General features: G+C 30.8%; 23 protein-coding genes. 8 read left to right on the top strand and 15 right to left on the bottom strand.

The features are described 5' to 3' along the window. Positions 1-2 precede the first annotated feature (2 nt). The 4 genes from coaBC to AMN78_RS01320 all read left to right on the top strand — a co-directional run bounded on the left by coaBC (position 3) and on the right by AMN78_RS01320 (position 2,837). Complete coding sequence (gene coaBC / locus AMN78_RS01335; protein WP_075533814.1) at positions 3-1,232, top strand: bifunctional phosphopantothenoylcysteine decarboxylase/phosphopantothenate--cysteine ligase CoaBC; 1,230 nt, start codon at positions 3-5, stop codon at positions 1,230-1,232. Next, positions 1,213-1,653 carry a dUTP diphosphatase gene (gene dut / locus AMN78_RS01330; protein ID WP_075533813.1) on the top strand — a complete coding sequence of 147 codons (441 nt, stop codon included), beginning with the start codon at positions 1,213-1,215 and terminating at the stop codon, positions 1,651-1,653. The genes coaBC and dut overlap by 20 nt, the downstream gene beginning before the upstream one ends. A gap of 3 nt (positions 1,654-1,656) precedes the next feature. Further along, on the top strand, positions 1,657-2,400 hold the full coding sequence (locus tag AMN78_RS01325) for a HesA/MoeB/ThiF family protein (RefSeq protein ID WP_075533812.1): 744 nt from the start codon (positions 1,657-1,659) through the stop codon (positions 2,398-2,400). A 71-nt stretch (positions 2,401-2,471) separates the two neighbouring features. Beyond that, positions 2,472-2,837, top strand: a complete 366-nt coding sequence (locus tag AMN78_RS01320) for an SH3 domain-containing protein (RefSeq protein WP_218836537.1) — start codon at positions 2,472-2,474, stop codon at positions 2,835-2,837. A 1-nt stretch (position 2,838) separates the two neighbouring features. Here AMN78_RS01320 and AMN78_RS04275 read toward each other — a convergent pair whose 3' ends face one another. From AMN78_RS04275 to AMN78_RS01300, 4 genes are read right to left on the bottom strand one after another with little or no spacing between them, the layout of a single operon-like run. Next, complete coding sequence (locus AMN78_RS04275) at positions 2,839-3,081, bottom strand: DUF2061 domain-containing protein (RefSeq protein ID WP_075533810.1); 243 nt, start codon at positions 3,079-3,081, stop codon at positions 2,839-2,841. After that, a complete protein-coding gene (locus tag AMN78_RS01310) occupies positions 3,065-3,697 on the bottom strand; it encodes an aspartyl/asparaginyl beta-hydroxylase domain-containing protein (RefSeq protein WP_256997683.1) in 633 nt (210 codons plus the stop codon). Before AMN78_RS01310 ends, AMN78_RS04275 begins: the two co-directional genes overlap by 17 nt. A 10-nt stretch (positions 3,698-3,707) precedes the next feature. Then, the gene (katG, locus tag AMN78_RS01305; protein ID WP_075533808.1) at positions 3,708-5,879 is read right to left on the bottom strand and encodes a catalase/peroxidase HPI; all 2,172 of its coding nucleotides are present in this window, start codon (positions 5,877-5,879) and stop codon (positions 3,708-3,710) included. A 47-nt stretch (positions 5,880-5,926) separates the two neighbouring features. Then, complete coding sequence (locus AMN78_RS01300) at positions 5,927-6,334, bottom strand: Fur family transcriptional regulator (protein ID WP_075533807.1); 408 nt, start codon at positions 6,332-6,334, stop codon at positions 5,927-5,929. A gap of 92 nt (positions 6,335-6,426) precedes the next feature. Here AMN78_RS01300 and fabA point away from each other — a divergent pair, with 92 nt between their 5' ends. The 3 genes from fabA to AMN78_RS01285 are packed head-to-tail and all read left to right on the top strand — an operon-like array spanning position 6,427 to position 8,926. Next, positions 6,427-6,930 carry a bifunctional 3-hydroxydecanoyl-ACP dehydratase/trans-2-decenoyl-ACP isomerase gene (gene fabA / locus AMN78_RS01295; RefSeq protein ID WP_075533806.1) on the top strand — a complete coding sequence of 168 codons (504 nt, stop codon included), beginning with the start codon at positions 6,427-6,429 and terminating at the stop codon, positions 6,928-6,930. Beyond that, positions 6,927-8,144, top strand: a complete 1,218-nt coding sequence (gene fabB, locus AMN78_RS01290) for a beta-ketoacyl-ACP synthase I (RefSeq protein WP_075533805.1) — start codon at positions 6,927-6,929, stop codon at positions 8,142-8,144. Before fabA ends, fabB begins: the two co-directional genes overlap by 4 nt. Next, the gene (locus tag AMN78_RS01285; RefSeq protein ID WP_075533804.1) at positions 8,141-8,926 is read left to right on the top strand and encodes an enoyl-ACP reductase FabI; all 786 of its coding nucleotides are present in this window, start codon (positions 8,141-8,143) and stop codon (positions 8,924-8,926) included. The genes fabB and AMN78_RS01285 overlap by 4 nt, the downstream gene beginning before the upstream one ends. Here the strand turns inward: AMN78_RS01285 and AMN78_RS01280 are convergent. Continuing rightward, the gene (locus AMN78_RS01280) at positions 8,919-9,683 is read right to left on the bottom strand and encodes a DUF2334 domain-containing protein (protein WP_082254517.1); all 765 of its coding nucleotides are present in this window, start codon (positions 9,681-9,683) and stop codon (positions 8,919-8,921) included. The two genes, AMN78_RS01285 and AMN78_RS01280, sit on opposite strands and share 8 nt — an antisense overlap. A gap of 23 nt (positions 9,684-9,706) precedes the next feature. Between AMN78_RS01280 and AMN78_RS01275 the strand changes: the two genes are divergently transcribed. Then, positions 9,707-10,654 (top strand): GNAT family N-acetyltransferase, encoded by a 948-nt coding sequence (locus AMN78_RS01275; RefSeq protein ID WP_075533802.1) that lies wholly within the window; start codon positions 9,707-9,709, stop codon positions 10,652-10,654. A gap of 1 nt (position 10,655) precedes the next feature. Here the strand turns inward: AMN78_RS01275 and pnp are convergent, their stop codons facing one another. The 10 genes from pnp to miaB all read right to left on the bottom strand — a co-directional run. Then, entirely contained in the window at positions 10,656-12,728 is a 2,073-nt protein-coding gene (pnp, locus tag AMN78_RS01270; RefSeq protein WP_075533801.1) for a polyribonucleotide nucleotidyltransferase, read from the bottom strand. Then, positions 12,728-12,988, bottom strand: coding sequence for a 30S ribosomal protein S15 (gene rpsO, locus AMN78_RS01265; RefSeq protein ID WP_075533800.1), 261 nt, complete (start codon positions 12,986-12,988; stop codon positions 12,728-12,730). Before rpsO ends, pnp begins: the two co-directional genes overlap by 1 nt. Next, the gene (gene rbfA / locus AMN78_RS01260; RefSeq protein ID WP_075533799.1) at positions 12,960-13,358 is read right to left on the bottom strand and encodes a 30S ribosome-binding factor RbfA; all 399 of its coding nucleotides are present in this window, start codon (positions 13,356-13,358) and stop codon (positions 12,960-12,962) included. The genes rpsO and rbfA overlap by 29 nt, the downstream gene beginning before the upstream one ends. Then, the gene (gene infB, locus AMN78_RS01255; protein ID WP_075533798.1) at positions 13,358-15,535 is read right to left on the bottom strand and encodes a translation initiation factor IF-2; all 2,178 of its coding nucleotides are present in this window, start codon (positions 15,533-15,535) and stop codon (positions 13,358-13,360) included. Before infB ends, rbfA begins: the two co-directional genes overlap by 1 nt. Before the next feature lie 4 nt (positions 15,536-15,539). Beyond that, entirely contained in the window at positions 15,540-17,087 is a 1,548-nt protein-coding gene (gene nusA, locus AMN78_RS01250) for a transcription termination factor NusA (RefSeq protein WP_075533797.1), read from the bottom strand. A gap of 91 nt (positions 17,088-17,178) precedes the next feature. After that, on the bottom strand, positions 17,179-18,342 hold the full coding sequence (gene metK, locus AMN78_RS01245; RefSeq protein WP_075533796.1) for a methionine adenosyltransferase: 1,164 nt from the start codon (positions 18,340-18,342) through the stop codon (positions 17,179-17,181). Next, positions 18,332-19,888 (bottom strand): apolipoprotein N-acyltransferase, encoded by a 1,557-nt coding sequence (lnt, locus tag AMN78_RS01240; RefSeq protein WP_075533795.1) that lies wholly within the window; start codon positions 19,886-19,888, stop codon positions 18,332-18,334. Before lnt ends, metK begins: the two co-directional genes overlap by 11 nt. 3 nt (positions 19,889-19,891) lie before the next feature. Continuing rightward, positions 19,892-20,356, bottom strand: coding sequence for an rRNA maturation RNase YbeY (gene ybeY, locus AMN78_RS01235; RefSeq protein ID WP_075533794.1), 465 nt, complete (start codon positions 20,354-20,356; stop codon positions 19,892-19,894). Beyond that, positions 20,343-21,347, bottom strand: coding sequence for a PhoH family protein (locus AMN78_RS01230; RefSeq protein WP_075533793.1), 1,005 nt, complete (start codon positions 21,345-21,347; stop codon positions 20,343-20,345). Before AMN78_RS01230 ends, ybeY begins: the two co-directional genes overlap by 14 nt. Before the next feature lie 2 nt (positions 21,348-21,349). Further along, positions 21,350-22,517, bottom strand: a 1,168-nt coding sequence (gene miaB / locus AMN78_RS01225; protein WP_075533792.1) for a tRNA (N6-isopentenyl adenosine(37)-C2)-methylthiotransferase MiaB, incomplete at its 5' end; no start/stop codon positions are given.

The following is a 22,517-nucleotide window of genomic DNA, read 5'->3' as shown; positions in this document are numbered from 1 at the left end:
TTATGAAAATAAAAGATAAGAAAATACTCATAATAATTGGTGGAGGAATCGCGGCTTATAAATCATTAGATTTAATTAGATTGCTAAAAAAAAATAACAATGAAGTAAAAACTATACTAACAAAAAGTGGTAAAGAATTTGTCACTCCTCTATCTGTTTCTACTCTTACGAGAAGTAAGACTTTTGAGAATATTTTTGACAAAGACTCTGAGGTAGAAATAGATCATATTTCATTATCAAGATGGGCCGACTTAATAATTGTATTACCTACAACTGCAAACTTTATGACAAAGTTGTGTCTCGGAAAAGCAGAAGATTTAGCAACAACAGTAATTTTAGCATCAAATAAAGATATTTTATTAGTCCCTGCTATGAATGTGAGAATGTGGATACACAAAGCGACACAACAAAATGTAAAAATTTTAAAAGATTATGGCTATCTTTTTATTGGACCAGAAAAAGGTGAGATGGCTTGTGGAGAATATGGCGAGGGCAAAATGTCGAGTCCAAGACAAATTTTCTCCTTTATTGAAAAATATTTTAATAAGAAAAATATTATTAAAAGTAAAAATCTAAAAGCCTTAGTAACCGCTGGACCAACAAGGGAGTACTTGGATCCAGTTAGGTATATTTCAAACGAGTCAAGTGGTAAACAAGGATTTGAAATAGCGGAGGCATTAAGTAGGTTAGGTATAAAGACAACTTTAATTACAGGGCCCTCAAATCTTTCTTCTAAAAAGGGTATTAAAACAAAAAAAATAATCACAGCAAATGAGATGTATGAAGAAGTAAAAAAATGTTTACCAGTAGATATTGCTGTATGTGCAGCTGCAGTAGCAGACTTTAAGCCAATTAAAAAAAGTAAGATCAAAATTAAAAAAAGCAAAATTAATTTTAAATCAATTGAATTAGAGAAAAATAGAGATATAGTTGAATTTTTAGGTAAAAATAACAAACACCGGCCAAGCCTAGTAATAGGTTTTGCGGCTGAAACTGAAAATTTAAATAAAAACGCATTTTCTAAATTAAGACAAAAAAATTGTGATCTTATAGTTGCAAACGATGTTTCCAAAAAAGATAGCGGACTTAATTCAGATTATAATAGAGTTTCAATAATAGACAATTCAGGAAAAATAAAAGTTATAAAAAAAAGTAGAAAAAGTTTTATCGCCAATATAATAGCAGAAATAGTCTTAGATAAACTCTTAATTAATGACAGAAGTTTTAATTAAAAGACTTTCAAAAAATATCGAGTTACCTAAATATGAGACAAATGGTTCATCAGGTATGGATCTTTCAGCTAATATTGAAAAACAGATAAAAATAGAACCAGGAAAAACATCAATTGTTCCAACTGGCATATCAGTGTCCATACCTAAAAATTTTGAAATACAAATTAGATCAAGATCAGGGTTAGCTGCTAAAAGCCAGATATCTGTTCTTAATTCACCCGGGACAATAGACGCCGATTATAGAGGTGAGTTAAAAGTGATATTAATAAACTTGGGTAATAAAACTTTTGTTATTGAGAAAGGTGCACGTATCGCTCAGATGGTATTGTGCCCTATAGTTAAAGCTAAGTTTAAGGAAGTAGATAATCTAGACGACACAAAAAGAGGTGCTGGTGGATTTGGATCTACTGGATTGAAATGATATATGCAATTAGGGTTGAAAGATTTTAAAAGATTTGAGAAACAAATAATTCTTAAAAATATTGGTTTAGCTGGACAAAAAAAAATACTCAACGCTAAAGTATTAATAATCGGTATTGGAGGTTTAGGTTGTCCACTTTTGACCTATTTAGCGGCATCTGGAGTTGGAACGATAGGAATTGTAGATCCAGATAAAGTTGAAATTAGTAATTTAAATAGACAAACGTTATTTACCTCTAATGATATAGGAAAGTACAAAGTTGATCAGGCTAAATCTAGTATTAATAGAATAAATAATAAAATAAGAATTAAAATATTTAAAAAAAAAATAACTTCAAAAAATATAAAGTCAGTAATAAAAGGTTTTGATATAATTTGTGATGGAACAGACAACTATGAAACAAGATACTTGATTAATGATGAATGTAAAATATTAAAAAAAATACTTATCTCTGCAGCAATCAGTAAATTTGACGGTCATTTATATAAGTTTAATTTTAAAAAAAAAACATCCTGTTACAGGTGCTTTATGCCAGATAAGCCTATTATAGAAAAAAATTGTGAAACAGAGGGTATTTTCTCTCCTGTAGCTGGAATTTTGGGTTCACTACAAGCAAATGAAGTTTTAAAAACAATTATAGGATTAAAGAATGGTTTAGAAAACCAGATGATGATTTTTGACTCAATTAAAATAAATTTAAGAAAAGTAAAATTATCCTTCAATCCTAAATGTAAAAACAAATGTTGAAAATTATTTATATTTTTTTTATTATTTATTTTTCATTTCAGAGTCTTTTTGCAAATGAATATTTTTTAACATTGAGAAATGAAAAAGTAAATCTTAGACAAGGTCCGTCTTTCGAATATCCTATCAAACTATTTTATAAGAAAAAATTTTTACCTGTTTTAATCCTAGAGAAATCTGAGAATTTTAGGAAAATAAGAGATCATGAAAATAATACTGGTTGGATTCATATTTCACAATTATCAAAAAAAAAAGCGGCTATTACAATTGATGACGATCAATTAATTTTTAATAAACCTTCTATTTATTCCAAGCCTTTTGCAATTCTTAAAAAAGGTAGATTATGTAAGATTCACAAATGTAAAGATGAATGGTGCAAGATAAGTGTAGAGAAATATAAAGGTTGGGTAAAAAAAGATATTTTGTGGGGTCTATTATAAGTTATTTCTTGTACTTAGCTGACCAGATTTTATCTAGCGCGAAATACCAAACCGCGTTGGCAATCGGTTCAACTATTGCATCGGTTAAAGCAATCATGAATGAAACATTCGATATTAGCATTAAAACTGTTATGGCAATTAAAAAATGTCCAATTGTATAGATTAAGGTTCGTAAAAGGGATCCTTTGTTGCTTTGATAAATATCTTTTACAGTAAGATATATTCCTTTATTGAACTCTGCCATTTTTAAACGGATTTTCTAAAACACAAGCTACAAGATGTATCCTATCTTGCTCACCGCCATTAAAGAAGTTGTGATATTTAGTGTTGTTTGTAATAGTTGCTGATCCATCTGCTGGCATGTGCTTACAAACATCTTCGATGACCATCCTGCAGCCTTTATTCGTTATGATTGGAATATGGAGTCTTGGCTCAGGATCTCTATGCCAACTTAGAGTTGATCTAGGTTCTTTTAATAATATTCTTACTCTTCCAAGTTTAAAGTGTTTCCTTAAAGTATTATAAACTTCCTCAAAATATGTATTTTTAAACTCAGGAACTATTTCTGTATATTTTGACTCATCAATAGCCTTGTCTCTCTCTACTTCTTTACCTTTTTCATCAGGTATAGTCCAGTAAGTGCCTCTTACATTGTGACCCTCTGTAGAATTTTTATCACCTGGAATTTGATTTATAGAAATGGCCCCAAAATTTTTAATTCCAAGAGTGTTGAATTTCTTTTTTTTTAATACAATATTTAAATCAGCTTTTAATTTATCAATATCAAATTTTAAATTTGGAACTTTAAAAAAATCATCTTTTATATTTTGATTTAACTTTTCTAAGTTTTGTGTTTTCACAATTTCCATATTAATTTAACTTTTTAAGGTTAACTCTATCTGCGTTCATAATTTTTGTCCAAACTTTAATAAAATCTTTAATAAATTTTTCTTTATTGTCGTCTTGTGCATAAACTTCTGCATAGGATCTAAGAATAGAATTGGATCCTAGAACTAAATCAGCTCTAGAGGCTGTAAATTTAACTTTATTAGTTTTACGGTCAATTATATCGTATGAGTTTTTTCCAGTTGGTTTCCAAGTATATTTCATGTCAACTAAATTTACAAAAAAGTCATTTGTAAGTGCTCCAACTTTATCAGTCATAACACCTTTTTCTTTGGCAGTTGAATGATTTGTTCCTAGCACTCTCATTCCTCCTACTAAACAAGTCATTTCCTGTGCAGTTAAACCCATAAGAGACGCTCTCTCTAAAAGTAGTTCCTCAGGCATTACTGAAAAATCACCTTTAAAATAGTTTCTAAAACCATCATGATGAGGTTCTAACCATTTGAAACTTTTAATTTCAGTATGATCTTGTGAAGCATCACCCCTTCCAGGGTTAAATGGAACTTTTGCTTTAGAACCCGCTTTTTTAATAGCTTTTTCAAGGCCGACATTTCCTGCTAATACTATTGTATCAGCAATTGTCGCTCCAGTTTTCTTAGCTATTCCCTCAAGCACTTTTAAAACTTTAGAGAGTTTTTTTGGCTCGTTTGCTTCCCACTGGTTCATTGGTTCTAAACGAATTCTTGCTCCATTAGCTCCACCTCTTTTATCAGTTCTTCTGTATGTTCTTGCACTATCCCAGGCAGTAGTAATTAAATCACTAGAACTTAATTTTGATGAAGAAATCATTTTCTTTACTCTCTCTACGTTATATTTCTTTTTAGGTTTTGGAACATTGCCTTGCCAATATAAATCTTCTTTAGGAGCCCAAGGTCCAATATAGTTTTCTTTATTTCCCATTGTTCTATGAGTTAACTTGAACCATGCTCGTGCGAAGGAATCCTCAAAGAATTTAGGATCTTTATAAAATCTTTCTGAAATTTTTCTATACTCTGGATCCATTGCCATTGCCATGTCGGCGTCAGTAAACATTAATCTGGCTTTTTTATTTGGATCTCCCAAGTCTCTTGGTTTTTTTTCCTCTTCAAGATTGATTGGTTCCCACTGCCAGGCGCCTGCAGGGCTTTTTTTACTTTCCCACTCATAATTAAGTAAAAGATCTAAATATTGATGATCCCACTTATCAGGATTTGTTGTCCAGGCCCCTTCGAGACCTGATGTAATTTGATTTGCTCCGGTACCATTTTCCTGGTTCCAGCCAAAACCTTGTTCATGAATATCAGCTCCAGCAGGTTCTGGCCCTAAATTGTCAGGATTACCATTACCATGCGCTCTTCCAATAGAGTGACCTCCGACTGTAAGTGCAGCAGTCTCAACATCATTCATTCCCATTCTTCCGAAGGTTTCTCTGACATCCATCGCGGTTCTTACCGGATCAGGTTTCCCCTCAACACCTTGAGGATTCACGTAAACTAATTGAAAATGAGAAGCTGCAAGAGGTGCTTCCAATGAAGATCTATCTTGTGGATCACCGTATCTGTTAACTGCTAATGGAACTGTTTCTTTTCCCCAGTAAACATCTTTTTCTGGCTCCCAAATATCCTCTCTACCAAATGAAAAACCAAAAGTTTTAAATCCAGCATGCTCATAAGCCATAGTACCAGCTAGCACCATTAAATCTGACCAACTTAATCTATTGCCGTATTTTTTTTTAATCGGCCATAAAAGACGTCTAGCTTTATCCAAGTTTGTGTTGTCAGGCCACGAATCTTGAGGTGAGAATCTATGTGATCCAACATTAGGTCTTCCGTCGAATTCTCTATAAGTACCAACCTGGTGCCAAGTTAGTCTCACCATTAATCCACTGTAAGTTCCAAGATCTGCTGGCCACCACTCTTGGCTGTCAGTCATCAACTTTAATAAATCTTTTTTTAAAGCTTTAAAATTTAATTTTTTAACTTCTTTTTTATAATTGAATCCTGGAAGCGGATTCGTTTTTGTATCGTGTTGATGTAAAATATCCAAATTTATACTATTGGGCCAAAGTCTGGCAGTATTTGACTCTCCTGCTTTAGTAACGCCACCGTGCATGACTGGACATTTACCATTATTATTTTTTTTATAATCTACACTCATAAATCTAGTTTATAATTATTCTAAAGTGAAAAACAAGCGACAAACTGTCAATTTTTCAAATTTATAAATACCTCAACATTCTTAATTTTTTTGCCATTTGGTGCTTTTGGAAGTTTTTGAATGATTATATCATTCGCATCGATGTCTATTAATTCTGAAGTTTCGCTATCATAAAAATGGTGGTGGTTTGAAACATTAGTGTCAAAATAAGTTTTGTTTCCTCTTACTTCAACTTCACTTAAATGTCCTGCTGCTTTAAATGCGTGGACGGTATTATAAATTGTAGCTAGCGCGATTTTAGAATTCGATTTTTTTGTTAAAAGTTTATTTAAACTTTCAACTGTAAAATGAAACGTCTTTTCTCTTTCAAATAAAAATTTAGCTATTTCAACTCTTTGTTTAGTCGGTCTTAACCTAGAAGATCTTAATTTTTTTAAAATGTCTATTGTTTTCACGTTTTAGTTCGCTTTTTTTATCTACTTTATAATCATTCTAAACACAAATATATATGAAACTTTTGCTAAATCAAGTAAAACAATTCTAAATCATGCAAAAAAACAATTACAATTACGATGAGTTAATTTCGTGTGGAGAAGGAAAACTATTTGGTGAGGGAAATGCTAAGTTACCATTACCTCCAATGTTGATGTTTGATAGAATTACAGAAATAAGAAAAGATACAGGTGAATTTAAAAAAGGTTTTATTAAAGCGGAGCTTGATATTAAAGACAACCTATGGTTTTTTGATTGTCATTTTAAAAAAGACCCAGTTATGCCAGGTTGTCTTGGATTAGACGCTATGTGGCAGTTAGTTGGATTTTATTTAGGCTGGATAGGTGAGCCAGGAAAAGGTAGAGCTTTAGGAGTAAATTCTGTAAAATTCACAGGTGAGGTATTAAAAAATATTAAAATGGCAACCTACGAAATAAATATGAAAAGAATTTTAAAAAAAGAAGGCACTGCTGTTGGATTAGCTAATGGTATTTTGAGTGCAGATGGTAAAATAATTTACACTGCAGAAAACCTTAAAGTAGGATTATTCAAGTCATGAAAAGAGTTGTAGTTACCGGAATAGGCGTAGTTTCTTGTTTAGGAAATAATCAAGATGAAGTTTATAAGTCATTACTAAATTCCAAATCAGGGATTACATTTTCTGAGGAATACAAGGAATATAATTTGAAAAGTCATGTTCACGGAAAACCAAATATTAAACTAGAGGATCATGTGGACAGAAAATTTATAAGATTTATGGGGCCAGGCTCTGCTTATAATTATGTTTCAATGAATGAAGCTGTAAAAGACTCTGGGCTTGAGGAAAAAGATGTAAGCAATGTAACAACCGGAATGATAATGGGATCAGGAGGTCCTTCAATAGAAAACGTCATATTAGCAGCAGACAAGACTAGAGAAAAAAGTCCAAAAAGAATGGGGCCTTTTGTAGTTCCAAGAACAATGTCTAGTACAGCCTCAGCAACTCTTGCTGTGCCTTTTAAAATAAAAGGAGTTAATTATACAATTAGCTCAGCGTGTGCAACCAGCGGGCATTGTATTGGTAACGCTATGGAATTAATTCAACTAGGAAAACAAAAAATTATTTTTGCGGGTGGCAGTGATGAAGTTCATTTTGCAATGACTGCGATGTTTGATGCGATGACAGCCTTATCATCAAAATATAATGATACCCCTGAAAAAGCATCTAGGCCTTATGATAAAACTCGAGATGGTTTCGTTATCTCAGGTGGTGGTGGTGTTTTAGTTTTAGAGGAATATGAACATGCAAAATCAAGAGGTGCAAAAATTTATGGAGAATTAACAGGCTATGGTGCTACGTCAGACGGTTATGATATGGTTGCTCCATCAGGAGAAGGAGCGGTCCGATGTATGAAAATGGCATTGAGTACTGCAAAAAATAAAATTGATTACATAAATACTCACGGAACATCAACACCTGTTGGAGATATAACTGAATTAAAAGCTGTTGGTGAGGTATTTAACAACTACAAACCTAAAATAAGCTCTACTAAATCTCTTGCTGGGCATTCTCTTGGAGCTACTTCAGCTCATGAAGCTATTTATAGTTTAATTATGATGAAAAATAATTTTATTGCAGCATCTGCTAATATAAACGACATGGATGACGTTGCAAAAAAATATCCAATTATCACTAAAGTTGAAAGAGACGTAAACCTAAACGCAGTAATGTCTAATAGTTTTGGTTTTGGTGGAACAAATGCTACATTGGTTTTTGAAAAGGTAAAACAATGAGTTTAATGGAAGGAAAGAAAGGTCTTATAATGGGCGTTGCCAATGAACGGTCAATAGCTTGGGGAATATCTCAAAAACTTGCAGAGGCAGGTGCAAAATTAGCTTTCACATATCTAGGCGATGCATTAAAGAAAAGAGTTATACCTTTGGCAGAAAAACTAAATTCAAATGTAACTTTCAGCTGCAACGTAGAAAAAAAAGAAGAAGTTGTTAAACTTTTCGAAGATGTTAAGTCAAAATGGGGGGAAATAGATTTTGTAGTACACGCAGTCGCCTTTTCAGATAAATCAGAGTTATCCGGTGAATATTTAAATACCACGAGAGAAAATTTTCTTAAAAGTATGCTAATCTCTTGTTTTTCATTCACTGAAGTATCTAAAGAGGCTGCAAAGATTATGAGAGAGGGAGGAAGTCTACTAACACTTACCTACGAGTCCACTAAGGCAATACCAAATTACAATGTTATGGGAGTTTGTAAATCTGCTTTAGAGGCAAGTGTAAAATATTTAGCTAGAGATCTAGGTAAAAAAAAAATTAGAGTAAATGCGATTAGTGCAGGCCCTATTAAAACTTTAGCTGCTTCTGCTATTGGAGATGCAAAATTTTTATATAAATGGAATGAGGATCATTCATTTTTAAAAAGAAATGTAGATATTCACGATGTAGGTAATTCTGCTTTATACCTACTTAGTAATTTAGCGGCAGGAGTAACTGGTGAAATTCATTATGTGGACGCTGGATATAATAAAGTAGGGATGCCAGATCCTAAAAATATTACTTAAACAATCTTACTGTTTTCAGAGATTTTTCAACTATAAAATTTGTTATTTTCTTAATAGGATTAGGGTCTGTAATATTTATTATATAATCCAAATCAACTATTTTGTTATGATGTTTAATGATAAAATTTTTAAATCTTTCAAAGTCTTTATCATCCCAATAATTAATATGTAGTTGAGTAGACTGAATGCCAAATGGTAAAAATATTTCTCTGTAAAAGAGTTGAGGAATAAAAAGCAAATCATCTTTGTAAAAAGGAAATAATCCATATCCGTCTATAATTATTTTAATATCTTTTTTCTTTAAGGCCTCTAACGTATTTTGATCGTAAATATGATTAGGAGCAAAAAAACTTCTTATCTTTATTTGCCTTTTTTGAAACTCAGATAAACCTAACTCAATTTTACTCAATTGTTTTGAAAATTCTAATCCATAAAATTCAGAGTCACCGCCATAATTGAAAACATCATTTTTATCAGATTTTTGAGTGTAAAGATGATTGCATCCGTGCATTGTAATTTCCCAACCCTTATTTTTCCAATTTGTGACTTTATCCCAAAATAATTCTTCTTTTGGATAAGTTAATAGTTCAGGATCTTTATTCGCTGGAATGACACCAAGTAATGGTTTAATTTTATACTTATCAAATAGTAGCTCACACTTATTCATTAATGTCCAATTCATATTTTCGCATATATCGTCCATTCGGATAAGTAATCTGGTATATTTAGAAAAAATTTTATTTATTGAATTAAACATAATTATTTATATTTTATCTTACAGTGAGCAAATTTCATATAAAAAAAGTATCTGAAATAGACAAAAATAAATTATTTAAATTTTACCAAGAGTCTTTCAATTATAAAAACAATAATCTAGATATTTTAAGTTGGCGATATAGGCCTGGATTTAAAAGTTTTGAACCTCTCGTTTTAGAAGTTGATGAGGAGATTTGTGGACATGCAGGTCTTATAGCAAATGATTTAAAAATCAAAGATAGAATAGAAACTGGTATCTGGTTTACAGATTTTTATGTAAAAGAAAAATATAGATCTTTAGGATATGGAAAATTATTGACGAAAGAATGGATGAAAATTTGTCCAATTCAAATAACACTATGCAATGATCTTTCTTTAAAAATTTTTGAAAAAATGGGTTGGTCTTATAATAATAAATTTTTAAAAAAAATAAAAATTTCAAACTTGCTTAATTTTGTTCAAATTTTCAAAAGATCTAAGATTTCAGAGATAAATATTAATAATTTAGGAGATTTGAAACTTGAAGATATAAACAATCAAACTATTTCTAGAATAGCAAACGAGAGTGAAAAATTATTATCAGAAAAATCATCAGGCATTGTGAGAAATGAAAACTGGTTTAAATGGCGTGTGTTGGATTATCCTGAAAAGAAGAATATTTTTATTTTCAGCTATAAAGGAACAGATATTATTACTGAGGTTAAAATTAAAGATAGATTTAAAATTTTAAATATTATTTATGTTTCAAAACCAATAAAGAAAAATTTATCAAACCTTTTTTTAAACTTTGCTAAAAAAAATAAGATAAATTTTATAAGTTTTATTTCAGAAAATAATAAATTATTTAATATTAACACTCCGTGGAATAGAAAACTTAACTTTGCTTTCTACTCAGAAGACTCTTCTATTGACCGTTTAATTAATGAATTTGATAATATACAATATATAGATAGTGATATTGGTTTTATTTAAATTATACCGACGCTTGTTTCATTGATAGTTTGACTTTGCCTCTATCAAATCCAACAACTTTAACAGTAACTTCATCTCCTTCTTTCACAACATCACCAACTTTTGCAACACGTTTGTCAGCAAGTTCAGATATATGTACAAGTCCATCTTGTTTTCCTAAAAAGTTAACGAAAGCACCAAATTCCATTATTTTCACTACTTTGCCCTTATAAATTTTACCCATTTCTGGTTTGGCAATTAAATTTTTGATGAAATCAATAGCTTTGTTCCTTGAAGCTTCATCTGGTGCAGCAACTGTCACTTCGCCTGTGTCTTTAACGTCAACTTTGGCTCCTGAGGTCTCTACAATCTCTCTAATTGTAGCTCCGCCTTTGCCTATCACTGTGGCTATGTCTTTCTTGTCAACTTTAATTGTCTCCATTTTTGGGGTGTGTTTTGAAAACTCTTTTCTAGAAGTTTTTAAAGCTTTATTCATCTCGCTTAAAATATGTTCTCTTCCTTTTTTAGCTTGATCTAAAGCTTTTTCCATTATTTCAAAAGTTATGCCTGTAATTTTAATATCCATTTGAAGTGAGGTAATACCATTTTTTGTTCCGGCCACTTTAAAATCCATATCACCAAGATGATCTTCATCTCCTAAAATGTCAGAAAGTACTGAAAAATCTTCGCCTTCCTTAATTAGTCCCATGGCAATTCCAGCAACTGGTTCTTTTATTGGGACGCCTGCATCCATTAAAGATAATGAAGTACCACAAACTGTGGCCATAGAAGAGGATCCATTGGACTCTGTTATTTCTGAAACTACTCTAAGAGTATATGGAAAATTTTCCTTAGATGGTAAAGATGAATTTATTGCTCTCCAAGCCAGTTTACCGTGCCCAATCTCTCTTCTGCCAGTGCCAATCCTACCACATTCACCAACAGAAAATGGTGGAAAATTATAGTGCAGCATGAAATTTGATCTTTGCATGCCTTCAAGGCTTTCTAATCTTTGTTCGTCATCTGCCATTCCAAGCGTGGTTACTACTAGAGCTTGCGTTTCTCCTCGAGTAAAAAGGGCAGACCCGTGAGTTCTTGGCAAAACACCGACCTCACATTTTATTTGTCTTACGTCTGCTAAACCTCTTCCATCTATTCTTTTCTTTTCTTTCAAAATTGCCGTTCTTACAATGTCTTTTTCTAAAGATTTAAGCTGACCCATTACCTGATTTTCCGTGATATTTTCATCTTCAACAAACATTTCTTTACATTGGCTCTCTATTTCAGAAATAGCTGTTGATCTTTTTTTCTTATCTATTTCTTTAAAAGCACTTCTTAAATTGCTTTCAAATTTTACTGAAATTTTCTTTTTAATTTCTGAATGATCTATTTCTTCAATCTCCCACTTCGATTTTCCAACTTTCTTTGCTAATTTTTCAATTGCTTCGATTATTGGTACAAATTTTTCATGTCCAAATTTTACTGCATCTAACATTACCTTTTCAGATAAACCAGATGTTTCAGATTCAACCATTAAAACTGCATTTTTAGTTCCAGCAACAACTAAATCTAATTGGGAGTCTCTGAGTTGTTCCACTGATGGATTTAACAAAAACTTTCCATCTTTATATCCAACTCTGCTCGCAGCTATGGGACCCATAAATGGCAAACCCGATATAGACAAGGCAGCTGAAGATGCAACAATTGATAAAATGTCTGGCTGATTTTCATTGTCGTAAGATAAGACTGTGGGCAACACTTGCACCTCATTCATAAAACCAGATGGAAACAAAGGTCTTATCGGTCTATCTATTAATCTTGAAATTAAAGTTTCTGCTTCAGTGGGCCTTGCCTCTCTTTTAAAATACCCTCCTGGTATTTTACCCGCTGCATAGTATTTTTCTTGATAGTTTACTGATAATGGAAAATAATCTTGGCCTTCTGCAACTTTTTTAGCACCAACCGCTGTTGCTATCACTACTGTTTCACCTAAAGTTGCGATGACCGCTCCATCCGCTTGACGTGCAACTTTTCCAGTCTCTAAAGTTAATTTTTTACCATTAACCTCTAGTTCTTCTTTCTGTATTTTAAACATTATTTCCTCAAGTTAAGTTGCTTTATAACATTTTGGTATGACTCAGTATTTTTCCTTTTTAAATATGCTAAAAGCTTTTTTCTTTTATTTACTGATTTCGTTAAGCCAACAGTAGAATGCTTATCCTTTTTGAATTTTTTAAAATGTTCTGAAAGTTTCGCGATCTTATCTGTAAGCAATCCTATTTGAATTTCTGTGGATCCGACGTCATTCTTGTGTGTAGCTAATGATTTAATTATATCTTTTTTTTTCTTTATCATTATATTTATTCTCTTTAATTATTCTCTCGATCTTTTCAGCGTATTCAAATGAGTTATCTTCTACAAAAGTGAGCTTAGGAAGAAACTTTATATCTAGCCTCTTAGATAGCGCTTTTCTAACAAGATGCGAGTATTCCGTCAAGATTTTTACAATCTCTTTCGTGTCTATTCCTCCTAAGGGAATTACGTAAACTCTTGCTGTTTTGAGGTCTGGAGTCATCCTGACCTCTGTTACTGTAATTAATTTAGTATTGATTAAAGGTATTTTAGCTTCATTTCTAAGAAATAACTGACCTAGGTTTTGCTTTACAAGCTCGCCCACTCTTAGTTGTCTTTGACTAAATGACCTTTGAGAAGTTTGATTAACCATCAAATTGACCTTTGTACTTTTTCAGACAAGTAGGATTCTATTACATCTTTTTCTCTAAAATCAATAAAGTCCTTTATACTGATACCACACTCTAAGCCAGTTCCTACTTCTTTAACCTGATTTTTTTCTCTAAATAAAGTTAAAATTTCACCACTGAATACTACCGTACCGTCTCGAATTATTCTTGCTTTTGATTTACTCTTAATTTCTCCGCTGATCACTTTTGAGCCAGCTATCTTTCCGGCACTTGAAACTTTAAAAACCTTTTGAATCTCCGCGCTGCCTAACACTGTTTCTTTAATATCTGGAGTTAGAAGACCTGATAAAGACTTTTCAATATATTCTAATGCCTCATAAATAATGTTGAAAAATTTAATTTCTATCTTTTCTTTATCTGCTAATTTTTTTGCTTCTCTATTAGGTTTAACATTAAATCCAACTAAGATGGCATTAGAGGCTTTTGCTAATGAAATATCTGTCTCGTTAATCATTCCAATATCCGATAAAATAATATTTGCCTCAACTTCATCATGTTTAATATTATCAATTGCCATTTTTAAGGCTTCACTAGAGCCTTGGACGTCGGACTTAATTATAATATTAAGTTCATTTTTACTTTTAATATTATCGAAAAGAGTTGTTTTGTCTTTTGCTATAAGTTTATTCTTAGAATTATCATCTTGTTTAATTTTTGAAATTTCTTTTGCTGCTTCTTCATTTGGGGTAACTAAGAATTCAGCACCAGCATATGCCGAACTGTTCATCCCTAAAATTTCAACTGGCATCGAAGGTAAAGCCTCTTCTATCATTGCTCCCTCGTAATTAATCATTGCTCTTATTTTTCCCCATGTATTACCACATACAAAGTAGTCTCCTTTCTTTAACTTACCGTTACTAATTAAAACAGTTGAAACTGGACCTTTCCCTTTATCAATTTTTGACTCTATTACAACACCGCTCGCTTTTTCTGAGTATGATGCTTTCAAGTCAAGTATTTCCGATTGAAGCAAAATGCTTTCTTTTAATTTATCCAAATTTTGTTTTTTTAGCGCAGACACTTCTACGAAAAGAGTATCACCACTTAATTCTTCAGCTATTAACTCAAATTGCATCATTTCATTTTTAATTTTACTTATATTTTTTTCAGGTAAATCACACTTGTTAATTGCAACTATGATTGGAACTTTTGCAGCCTTAGCATGTTTTATAGCTTCAACAGTTTGTGGTTTTATACCGTCATCAGCTGCTACAACTAAAACTACAATATCAGTTATTTTTGAACCTCTGGCTCTCATTTCAGTAAATGCAGCATGACCAGGCGTATCAATAAAAGTAATTAACTTATCATCATTTGTTTTCACTTGGTAAGCTCCGATATGTTGAGTAATCCCACCATGTTCTCCAGAAACAACATTACTTTGGCGTAAAGAGTCTAATAGTGAAGTTTTACCGTGATCAACGTGGCCCATGATTGTTACAACTGGGGGTCTATTTTTTACGTCACCTGAAATATTTTCTTTTTGTTTTCCAGTTTTAGCTAATGTTTTGTCCTCTAAAATTGGTTTATGACCAAATTCTTTTACGATGTATTCCGCAGTATCTTTATCTATATTATGATTTATTGTTGCCACAACTTTCATATTAAAAAGAAATTTTAAAATTTCACTAGATTTCTCAGCCATTCGGTTTGATAATTCTTGAATAGTTATTTGTTCTGGGATCTTTACTTCTTTAACAACCTTTTTAAATTCTTTTTTTTCTTCTCCCTCAGGCTTATTTTTTTTCTCTTTCAATCTAGCTCTTTTGACAGATGCTAAACTTCTTTGTTTTATTTCAATTTCCTCAACATTTAAAGCTCTTGAAACAGTCAGTTTAAAGTCTCTTTTGTCTACCGGCCCCTTCAATTTTAGTTTACTTTTTCCAGCAGGTTTATTGTCTTTTTTGATAAAATCTTTTGTTGCTTGTTGTTCAATAAATTTTCTAGCGAAATTTTTCTTTTTATTCTGAGGGTTTAAATTAGTGTTTTGATTATTCGATCTATTTACTTTGACTGTTTTAAAAGGTTTTTTCTTTTCTACAAAAAATGATTTTTTACCAGATGAAGATATTGAACTTGTATCAATTTTTTTTTTTAAATTAGATGAAATAGTGAGTGTTTTTTTTTTATCTTTTTCCATAACATTACTTGTAAGCTATCTCCCTAGCTGACATAATTAATTCATCAGCTTCTTTTCTAGACAAAGAAAATTCTTCCAGATAGCCATCAATTCTTATTTTTTTTCCTTTAATTTCATCATAACCTCCGATCAACTCATCGGATGAAAGGTCTGCGAAATCACTTAATCTTTTTATATTTTTTTGACCTAATATTACTAACATTCCCTGAGTCATCCCTTTTAAATTTATAAGTTTTTCTTCAACACCCAATTCTTTTAATTTTAGTGAAACAGCTTCTTTTTCTTTTATAATTGTTTCTTTAGATCTGTTTATTAACTCTTCAGCAGTTTCATCATCTATTGCTTCTATTTTAGAAATATCATCTGGTTTTGATTGAGCTATTTCCTCAATAGAAATAAATCCTTCAGAAACAAGTAGCTGGCCTAATGTTTCATCTACCTCTAAATTTTTTATCAAAGTTTCAGTTCTATCTTTAAATTCTGCTTGGCGTCTTTCAGAGTCTTCTTTGTCTGTAAGTATATCAATTTCAAAATTTGTTAATTTTGAAGCTAATCTAACGTTTTGTCCTCTTCTTCCTATAGCTTTGCTTAAATTTTCCTCAGTCAAAATTATGTCAATCCTCTTATTTTCTTGATCAATCAATACACGCTGTATTTCTGCGGGAGAAAGTGACTCTGAAATTAATGTCGGCAAATCTTCTGTCCATTTTATAATGTCTATTTTTTCACCATGTAGTTCATTTACTATAGTCTGAACTCTGCTACCTCTCATCCCAACACAAGCCCCTACTGGATCAATTGATGAGTCCTTTGAATGAACACATATTTTTGCTCTACTTCCAGGGTCTCTAGCAACGGATTTAATTTCAATAGTTCCCTCATAAATTTCTGGAACCTCCTGAAAAAATAGTTTTGCTAAAAATTGTGGGTGAGCTCTTGATAAAAAAATTTGATGACCTTTTAATTCTTTTTTTACCTCGTAACAATAAGCCTTTACTCTGTCACCAGTTTTGAGTATCTCTCTTGGTATTAATTCATCTTTCTTAATTACACCTTCTGCTTTACCAAGATCAATTATAACATTTCCATATTCTAATCTTTTTATAATGCCGCTTAATATCAATCCTTGTTTATCTATGAAATCTTCATATTGTCTGTTTTTCTCTGCCTCTCTTACTCTGCTACTAATAACTTGTTTGGCACTTTGAGCGGCTATTCGTCCAAAATCAATTTGAGGCAATTCTTCATAGATTTTTTCTCCAACCTTTAATTCTTTTTTTTTGTTTATCTTTTTAGCGTCTTCTAAAGAGATTTCTCTTGCATTATCTTCAACCGTTTCCACAACTTCCAGGACTTTTTGAATTTTTATATCACCACTTTCTCTGTCGATGCTTACTTCAATATTATTATCATTTCCAAATTTAGTAAGCGCAGCTCTTTTAATAGCGCTTTCCATAGAGTCTATTACCAATTCTTTATCAATTGATTTTTCATTTGCAACAGCCTCTACAATCCTTAAAAGTTCTAATTTATCTAGCCCTCTATTTAACATTTTAATGCTCCTAAAAAAAAATGGGCTAAAGCCCATTTTGAAATATTAATAATTTTCCTAGTTTTAGAAGAAAATTAGGTTTTTTTCAAGATTACAGTTTGAATAAATTTGATTTATCTGTTTTTTCCCAGGTAAACTCGCCTTTATTTGTGGGTTTTCTTCCAAAGTGACCATATGCAGATGTGATTTGATAAATAGGATTATTTAATTTCAACATTTCCCTGATACCTCTTGGCGACAAGTCAAAGTTCTTATTTATTATTTCCATAATCTTTTTCACTTTTGCTTCGTCTTCCTCGGCCAGTTTTACAAAAATAGAAAGCGGTTTGGATACACCGATAGCGTATGCTATTTGGATCAAACATTTATTTGAAGCTCCAGATGAAACTATATTTTTTGCTAAGTATCTAGCTGCATATGCTGCTGATCTGTCTACTTTGGTTGGATCTTTTCCTGAAAAGGCCCCTCCGCCATGAGGAGCTGAACCTCCATAAGTATCTACAATTATTTTTCTACCTGTTAGCCCTGTATCACCATCTGGACCACCTATAATAAATTGTCCTGTAGGATTTATGTATATTTCGTTAGTTTTTAAACCTTCTAGAAAATTAGATGGTATAGATTTTTTTATATAAGGAATTATTAACTCTTTGACTTTTTCCTGATTTAAATCTTTTGAATGCTGAGTTGAAATAACGACTGAAGTAACTTTAACTGGCTTATTTTTTTCGTATAGCATCGTTACTTGACTTTTATTGTCGGGCTCAATTCCTTTTAAGTTACCTTTCTTCCTATCTTCAGCCATTAATCTTAATATTTTATGTGAATAGTGAATTGGTGCTGGCATTAAATCCTCGGTTTCATCACAAGCGTAACCAAACATTAGTCCTTGGTCACCAGCTCCTTCGTCTTTATTATCTTTTGAGTCTACTCCCATTGCAATATCACTAGACTGATCATGTAGATGATTTTCAATTTTTGCATTTTTCCAACTAAAGCCTTCTTGGTCATAACCTATATCTTTTATACAATCTCTAACTTTGTTTTCGAGTTCCTCATTATTTATTTTTGGCCCTCTAATCTCACCAGCAAGCACAACTCTATTTGTTGTTGTTAAAGTTTCACAAGCTACTCGTGAAACTGGATCCATAGAGAGATAAGTGTCGACAACCATATCTGAAATTCTATCACTTACTTTGTCTGGATGACCCTCAGAAACTGACTCGCTTGTAAATAAGTAATTATTAGTAGTCATTTTTTTTCAATATTAGAAAAGTTAAAATATATGTAATTAAAAGAGCAAAAAATATCAAATCATTTTTATTTTTTTTCTCATTTTTAATTAGCGGGACTTCTAACTCAATATTTCCAGCTTCGTTTGGGTTTAATTTCTTTATAACATTACCTTTATTATCAACAATAGCAGTTATGCCTTTGTTTGCTGACCTTATCAAAAAGGAGTTTTGCTCAATCGCTCTAAATATTGTTTTTGCAAAATGCTGATATGGACCAATTGAGTCGCCAAACCATCCATCTTCTGAAATATTTACTATTAAATTGGTGTTTAATTCTGACTTTTGAACAAATTTTGTAAAAATAATTTCGTAACAAATAAGTGGTAAAATATTTAGGTTATCATATATCAAATTTTTTTGATTTTCTCCTTTTAAAAAAGAACCATGACCTTCGGTTATCTTTTTTAATCCAAAATTATTCAATATGTTCTGAAACGGTAAAAATTCCCCAAAAGGAACTAGTTTTTGTTTGTTATACTCTTTTATTATTTCCATCCTATTATTGATAATTACTAAACTATTGTAATATCCATTCTTTTGCACATTAAACCTATTAACACCAAAGAGAATTAAATGGTCATTTTTGAAATTTTTAAAAATAATTTTTTTCAACGGTTTTAATTCGTTAAAACTGTATCCACTAAAAACGCCTTCTGGCCAAATGTATAAAGTTTTGGGATCATTACTTGATCCACTAATTTTAATCAATCTATTCAATCTTTCCTCAATTTTTTTATCGTTTAATCCGTATTCTAGTTTAAAGTTGGGGGAGATGACCTTTATATTAAATTTGTTATCAATATTTTCTAAGTAGAAATTATTTTTATTAATTGAATGGTTGCCATAAATAAAAAAAGAAAAAATAATTAAAGCTGCAATACTTAGATAAAGGAATTTCTTTCTTAGGCTAATCCTGAAAAATAATACAGATGGAATCATAAAGATTGTTAAAATAATTAGATTTAAAGCAAATAAACCTAATTTATCTAAAATTTGAATTATCTCTGGTGACCATGAAAAACTATAAATCCATACATTCCAAGGAAAACCCGTTAGAATTTTTGCTCTAAGATAGTCAGAAAAAGCTAGGCCTCCAGAAAAAATTAATATTGATAAAAAATTCAATTTCAAAAATGGTCCAATGAGTAACGTAATTATTGAAAAAAATAAGCTTAAAAATAAAGGAATGAATATTAATCCAAATGGAATTAAAATCTTAAAACTTTCATCAAATGTTAAAGAATGCGTAATCCAATGTATTCCACTTATGAAATACCCGAAGCCAAAAGTTGTTCCATAAATGAATAGATTTTTCCTAAAAGGTTTTTTTCTGTAAGTACTTTTTGATTTTTTTTTAATGTAAACAGCTAAGTAAAAATAAATCGGGAGAACTATAAAATTTATTAAGCTAAAATTAAAAGGCTGAAATGAAAACACTGTAACCGCTCCAAGAACAAATGGGAAAAGAAATAATGTATAAAAACGATTATTAAGGTAACTTTCCATTAATTAATTTAAATATGAAATAAATTTTTTTTCTATTTTTGTCATTTTTAGAAAATCTAAATCTTTTTTATGATCATATCCAAATAAATGTAATAGTCCATGTATCCAAAGTTTATTAAATTCTGCTATAAAATTATTTTTGTCATTTTTATTCTTAATCTTGTTTAAGTTCACTACAATGTCTCCCAAGTAAATTTCTCTATCATTCTTAATTTTTTTTTTAAATTCATCTTTTGTGTAAAAAGGGAAAGATAAAACATCAGTAGTTTTATTTTTTTTTCTAAATTTATTATTTAATTTTCTTATTTCATTGTTACCTGTCAAGACTAGCGTGCAATATATTTTAATCTTTTTATACTTTTTGAAATTTTTATTTAACTTGTGAATTTTATTTTCAATAAATATGTTTGGATTTTTTAAATACCTCTTCCAAGTCTCATTATTGGAAATTGTATTAATTTTTATCATCAATACTTTTTTTCTGATATGCTCTAATAATCTTAGACACTAATGGATGTCTCACCACATCATTGTGATCGAATTCAATTATCTTTATTTCTTTCAAATCTTTAAGAATATTTTTGGATTTAATTAGTCCTGAAGATGATTTGTTTATTAAATCTATTTGTGAAGGGTCACCATTTACAACTAGCTTTGAGTTTTCGCCAATCCTGGTTAAAAACATTTTTATCTGTGTCTCTGTTGCATTTTGAGCTTCATCCAATATTGCAAAACAATTTTTCAAAGTCCTCCCTCTCATAAATGCCAAGGGTGCAATTTCAATTTCACCTGTTTCAATTTTTTTATCAATTTTTTCTGCTCCAAAAAGTTCATACAAAGCGTCATATAAAGGCCTTAAGTAAGGATCGACTTTTTCCTTCATATCACCAGGTAAAAAACCTAATTTCTCTCCAGCTTCTACAGCAGGTCGAGACAAGATAACTCTTTCAATTTTCTTTTCCATTAACATTGAAACACCTACTGAGACAGCCAAGAAACTTTTTCCTGTTCCTGCAGGACCTAAAGACATAATAATTTCATTTTCTTTAAGAGCTTTGATGTAATCCGATTGCTTTTCAGATCTTGCGATTACAGATTTTCTTGGAGTTTTAATCAACTGTTTAAATGATTTTACATTAGACTTTTCTAATTCAATATTTTTTTTCACAGATAATATTATATCCTCCTTTTCGATAATTTTTGTTAAAAAATATTTATCTGCAAGAAATTTAATTGCCTCACAAAAAACATTTATATTTTCGTTTTTACCTTTGCACGTTATTGAGTTACCTCTAAAAAATACATTTGTTTCGGTAAGTTTAGCAAGTTCTTTTAAGTTTAAATCAAATTGTCCAACAAGAGACATTAGCATTTCATTATCATTTATTTGTAGATTAAGTGTTTCGTTATCTATTTTTTTAATTACTAAATTTTGATCTAATTTACTTATCTCAGACATTGTTATGCAGCAAAGTTACTTTCATTAAGTTTTTGATCTAATTCACCATATAAAGTGTTTTGATTACCGCCTGTGATTTTAACTTCTTGTAATTTTCCTCTTAAATTTTGTTTCGTTTTCACAATTACTGAATTCAAATATTCGTCTCTACCAAAAAACCCATCTTTATTTTTTAGTTTATTCTCGAATAATACCAAAGCTCTTTTATTAAAAAGACTTCTTTTATATTTTAATTTTATCTTTTCTGCGGCATTTTGAAAAATAATTAGTCTTTTTTTTGATACATTGTAATCAACTTCGGTCAAGTTAGATGCTGGAGTTCCAGGTCTAGGACTAAATATAAAGGAAAAACAATTTATAAATTCAATTTTGTTTAGTAAATTTAATGTATCATTAAAATCATTTTCAGTTTCCCCTGGATATCCAATAATAAAATCACTAGAAAACTTTACTTTAGGATTTACCGCTTTAAGTTTATCGATTATTTCTAAATAATCTTGTACAGTATGTTTCCTGTTCATTTCTTGTAGTATATTATTCGATCCACTCTGAACGGGTAAGTGAATTAATGGCATCAGCTTTTTATTATTACTTCTATGTGCTTTTATTAGATCTTCTGTGAAGTCTTTAGGGTGCGATGTAGAATATCTGATCCTTCTTATATCTTTTATCTCAGACATTTTCGAAATAAGAGTTGAAAGTTTTTTTTGATTATAATTATAAGCATTAACATTTTGACCTAATAAAGTAATTTCTTTTGCACCGTTTTTAGCTAAATTTTTACCCTCTTTGATAAGTTCATCAATAGGTCTAGAATATTCTGCGCCTCTAGTGTACGGAACAACACAAAACTTACAAAACTTATCGCAACCCTCTTGAATTGTTAAAAAGGATGACACACTACTGTCAGAATTTTTATAGTTATTTAAAGTATCAAATTTTTCTTTAACATCAAAACCTGTAGAGTTTTCCTGTAAGGTTTTTTTCTCTACGTTTTTAATTATTTGATTAAAGTTATGAAAAGATTGAGGTCCAATGACAGCATCGATATATTTTTCTCTTTCTAAAAGAATATCTCCCTCTGCTTGAGCTACACATCCTGTCACAATTACAATTGGTTTTTTTTTATTTTTAAAACTCTTTTTAATTCTTCCAATATCATGGTAAACT

The sequence above is a fragment of the Candidatus Pelagibacter communis genome (assembly GCF_001179945.1).
Lineage (GTDB): Bacteria > Pseudomonadota > Alphaproteobacteria > Pelagibacterales > Pelagibacteraceae > Pelagilacustribacter > Pelagilacustribacter ubique_A.
This window is presented reverse-complemented; position numbering and strand designations above follow the sequence as displayed.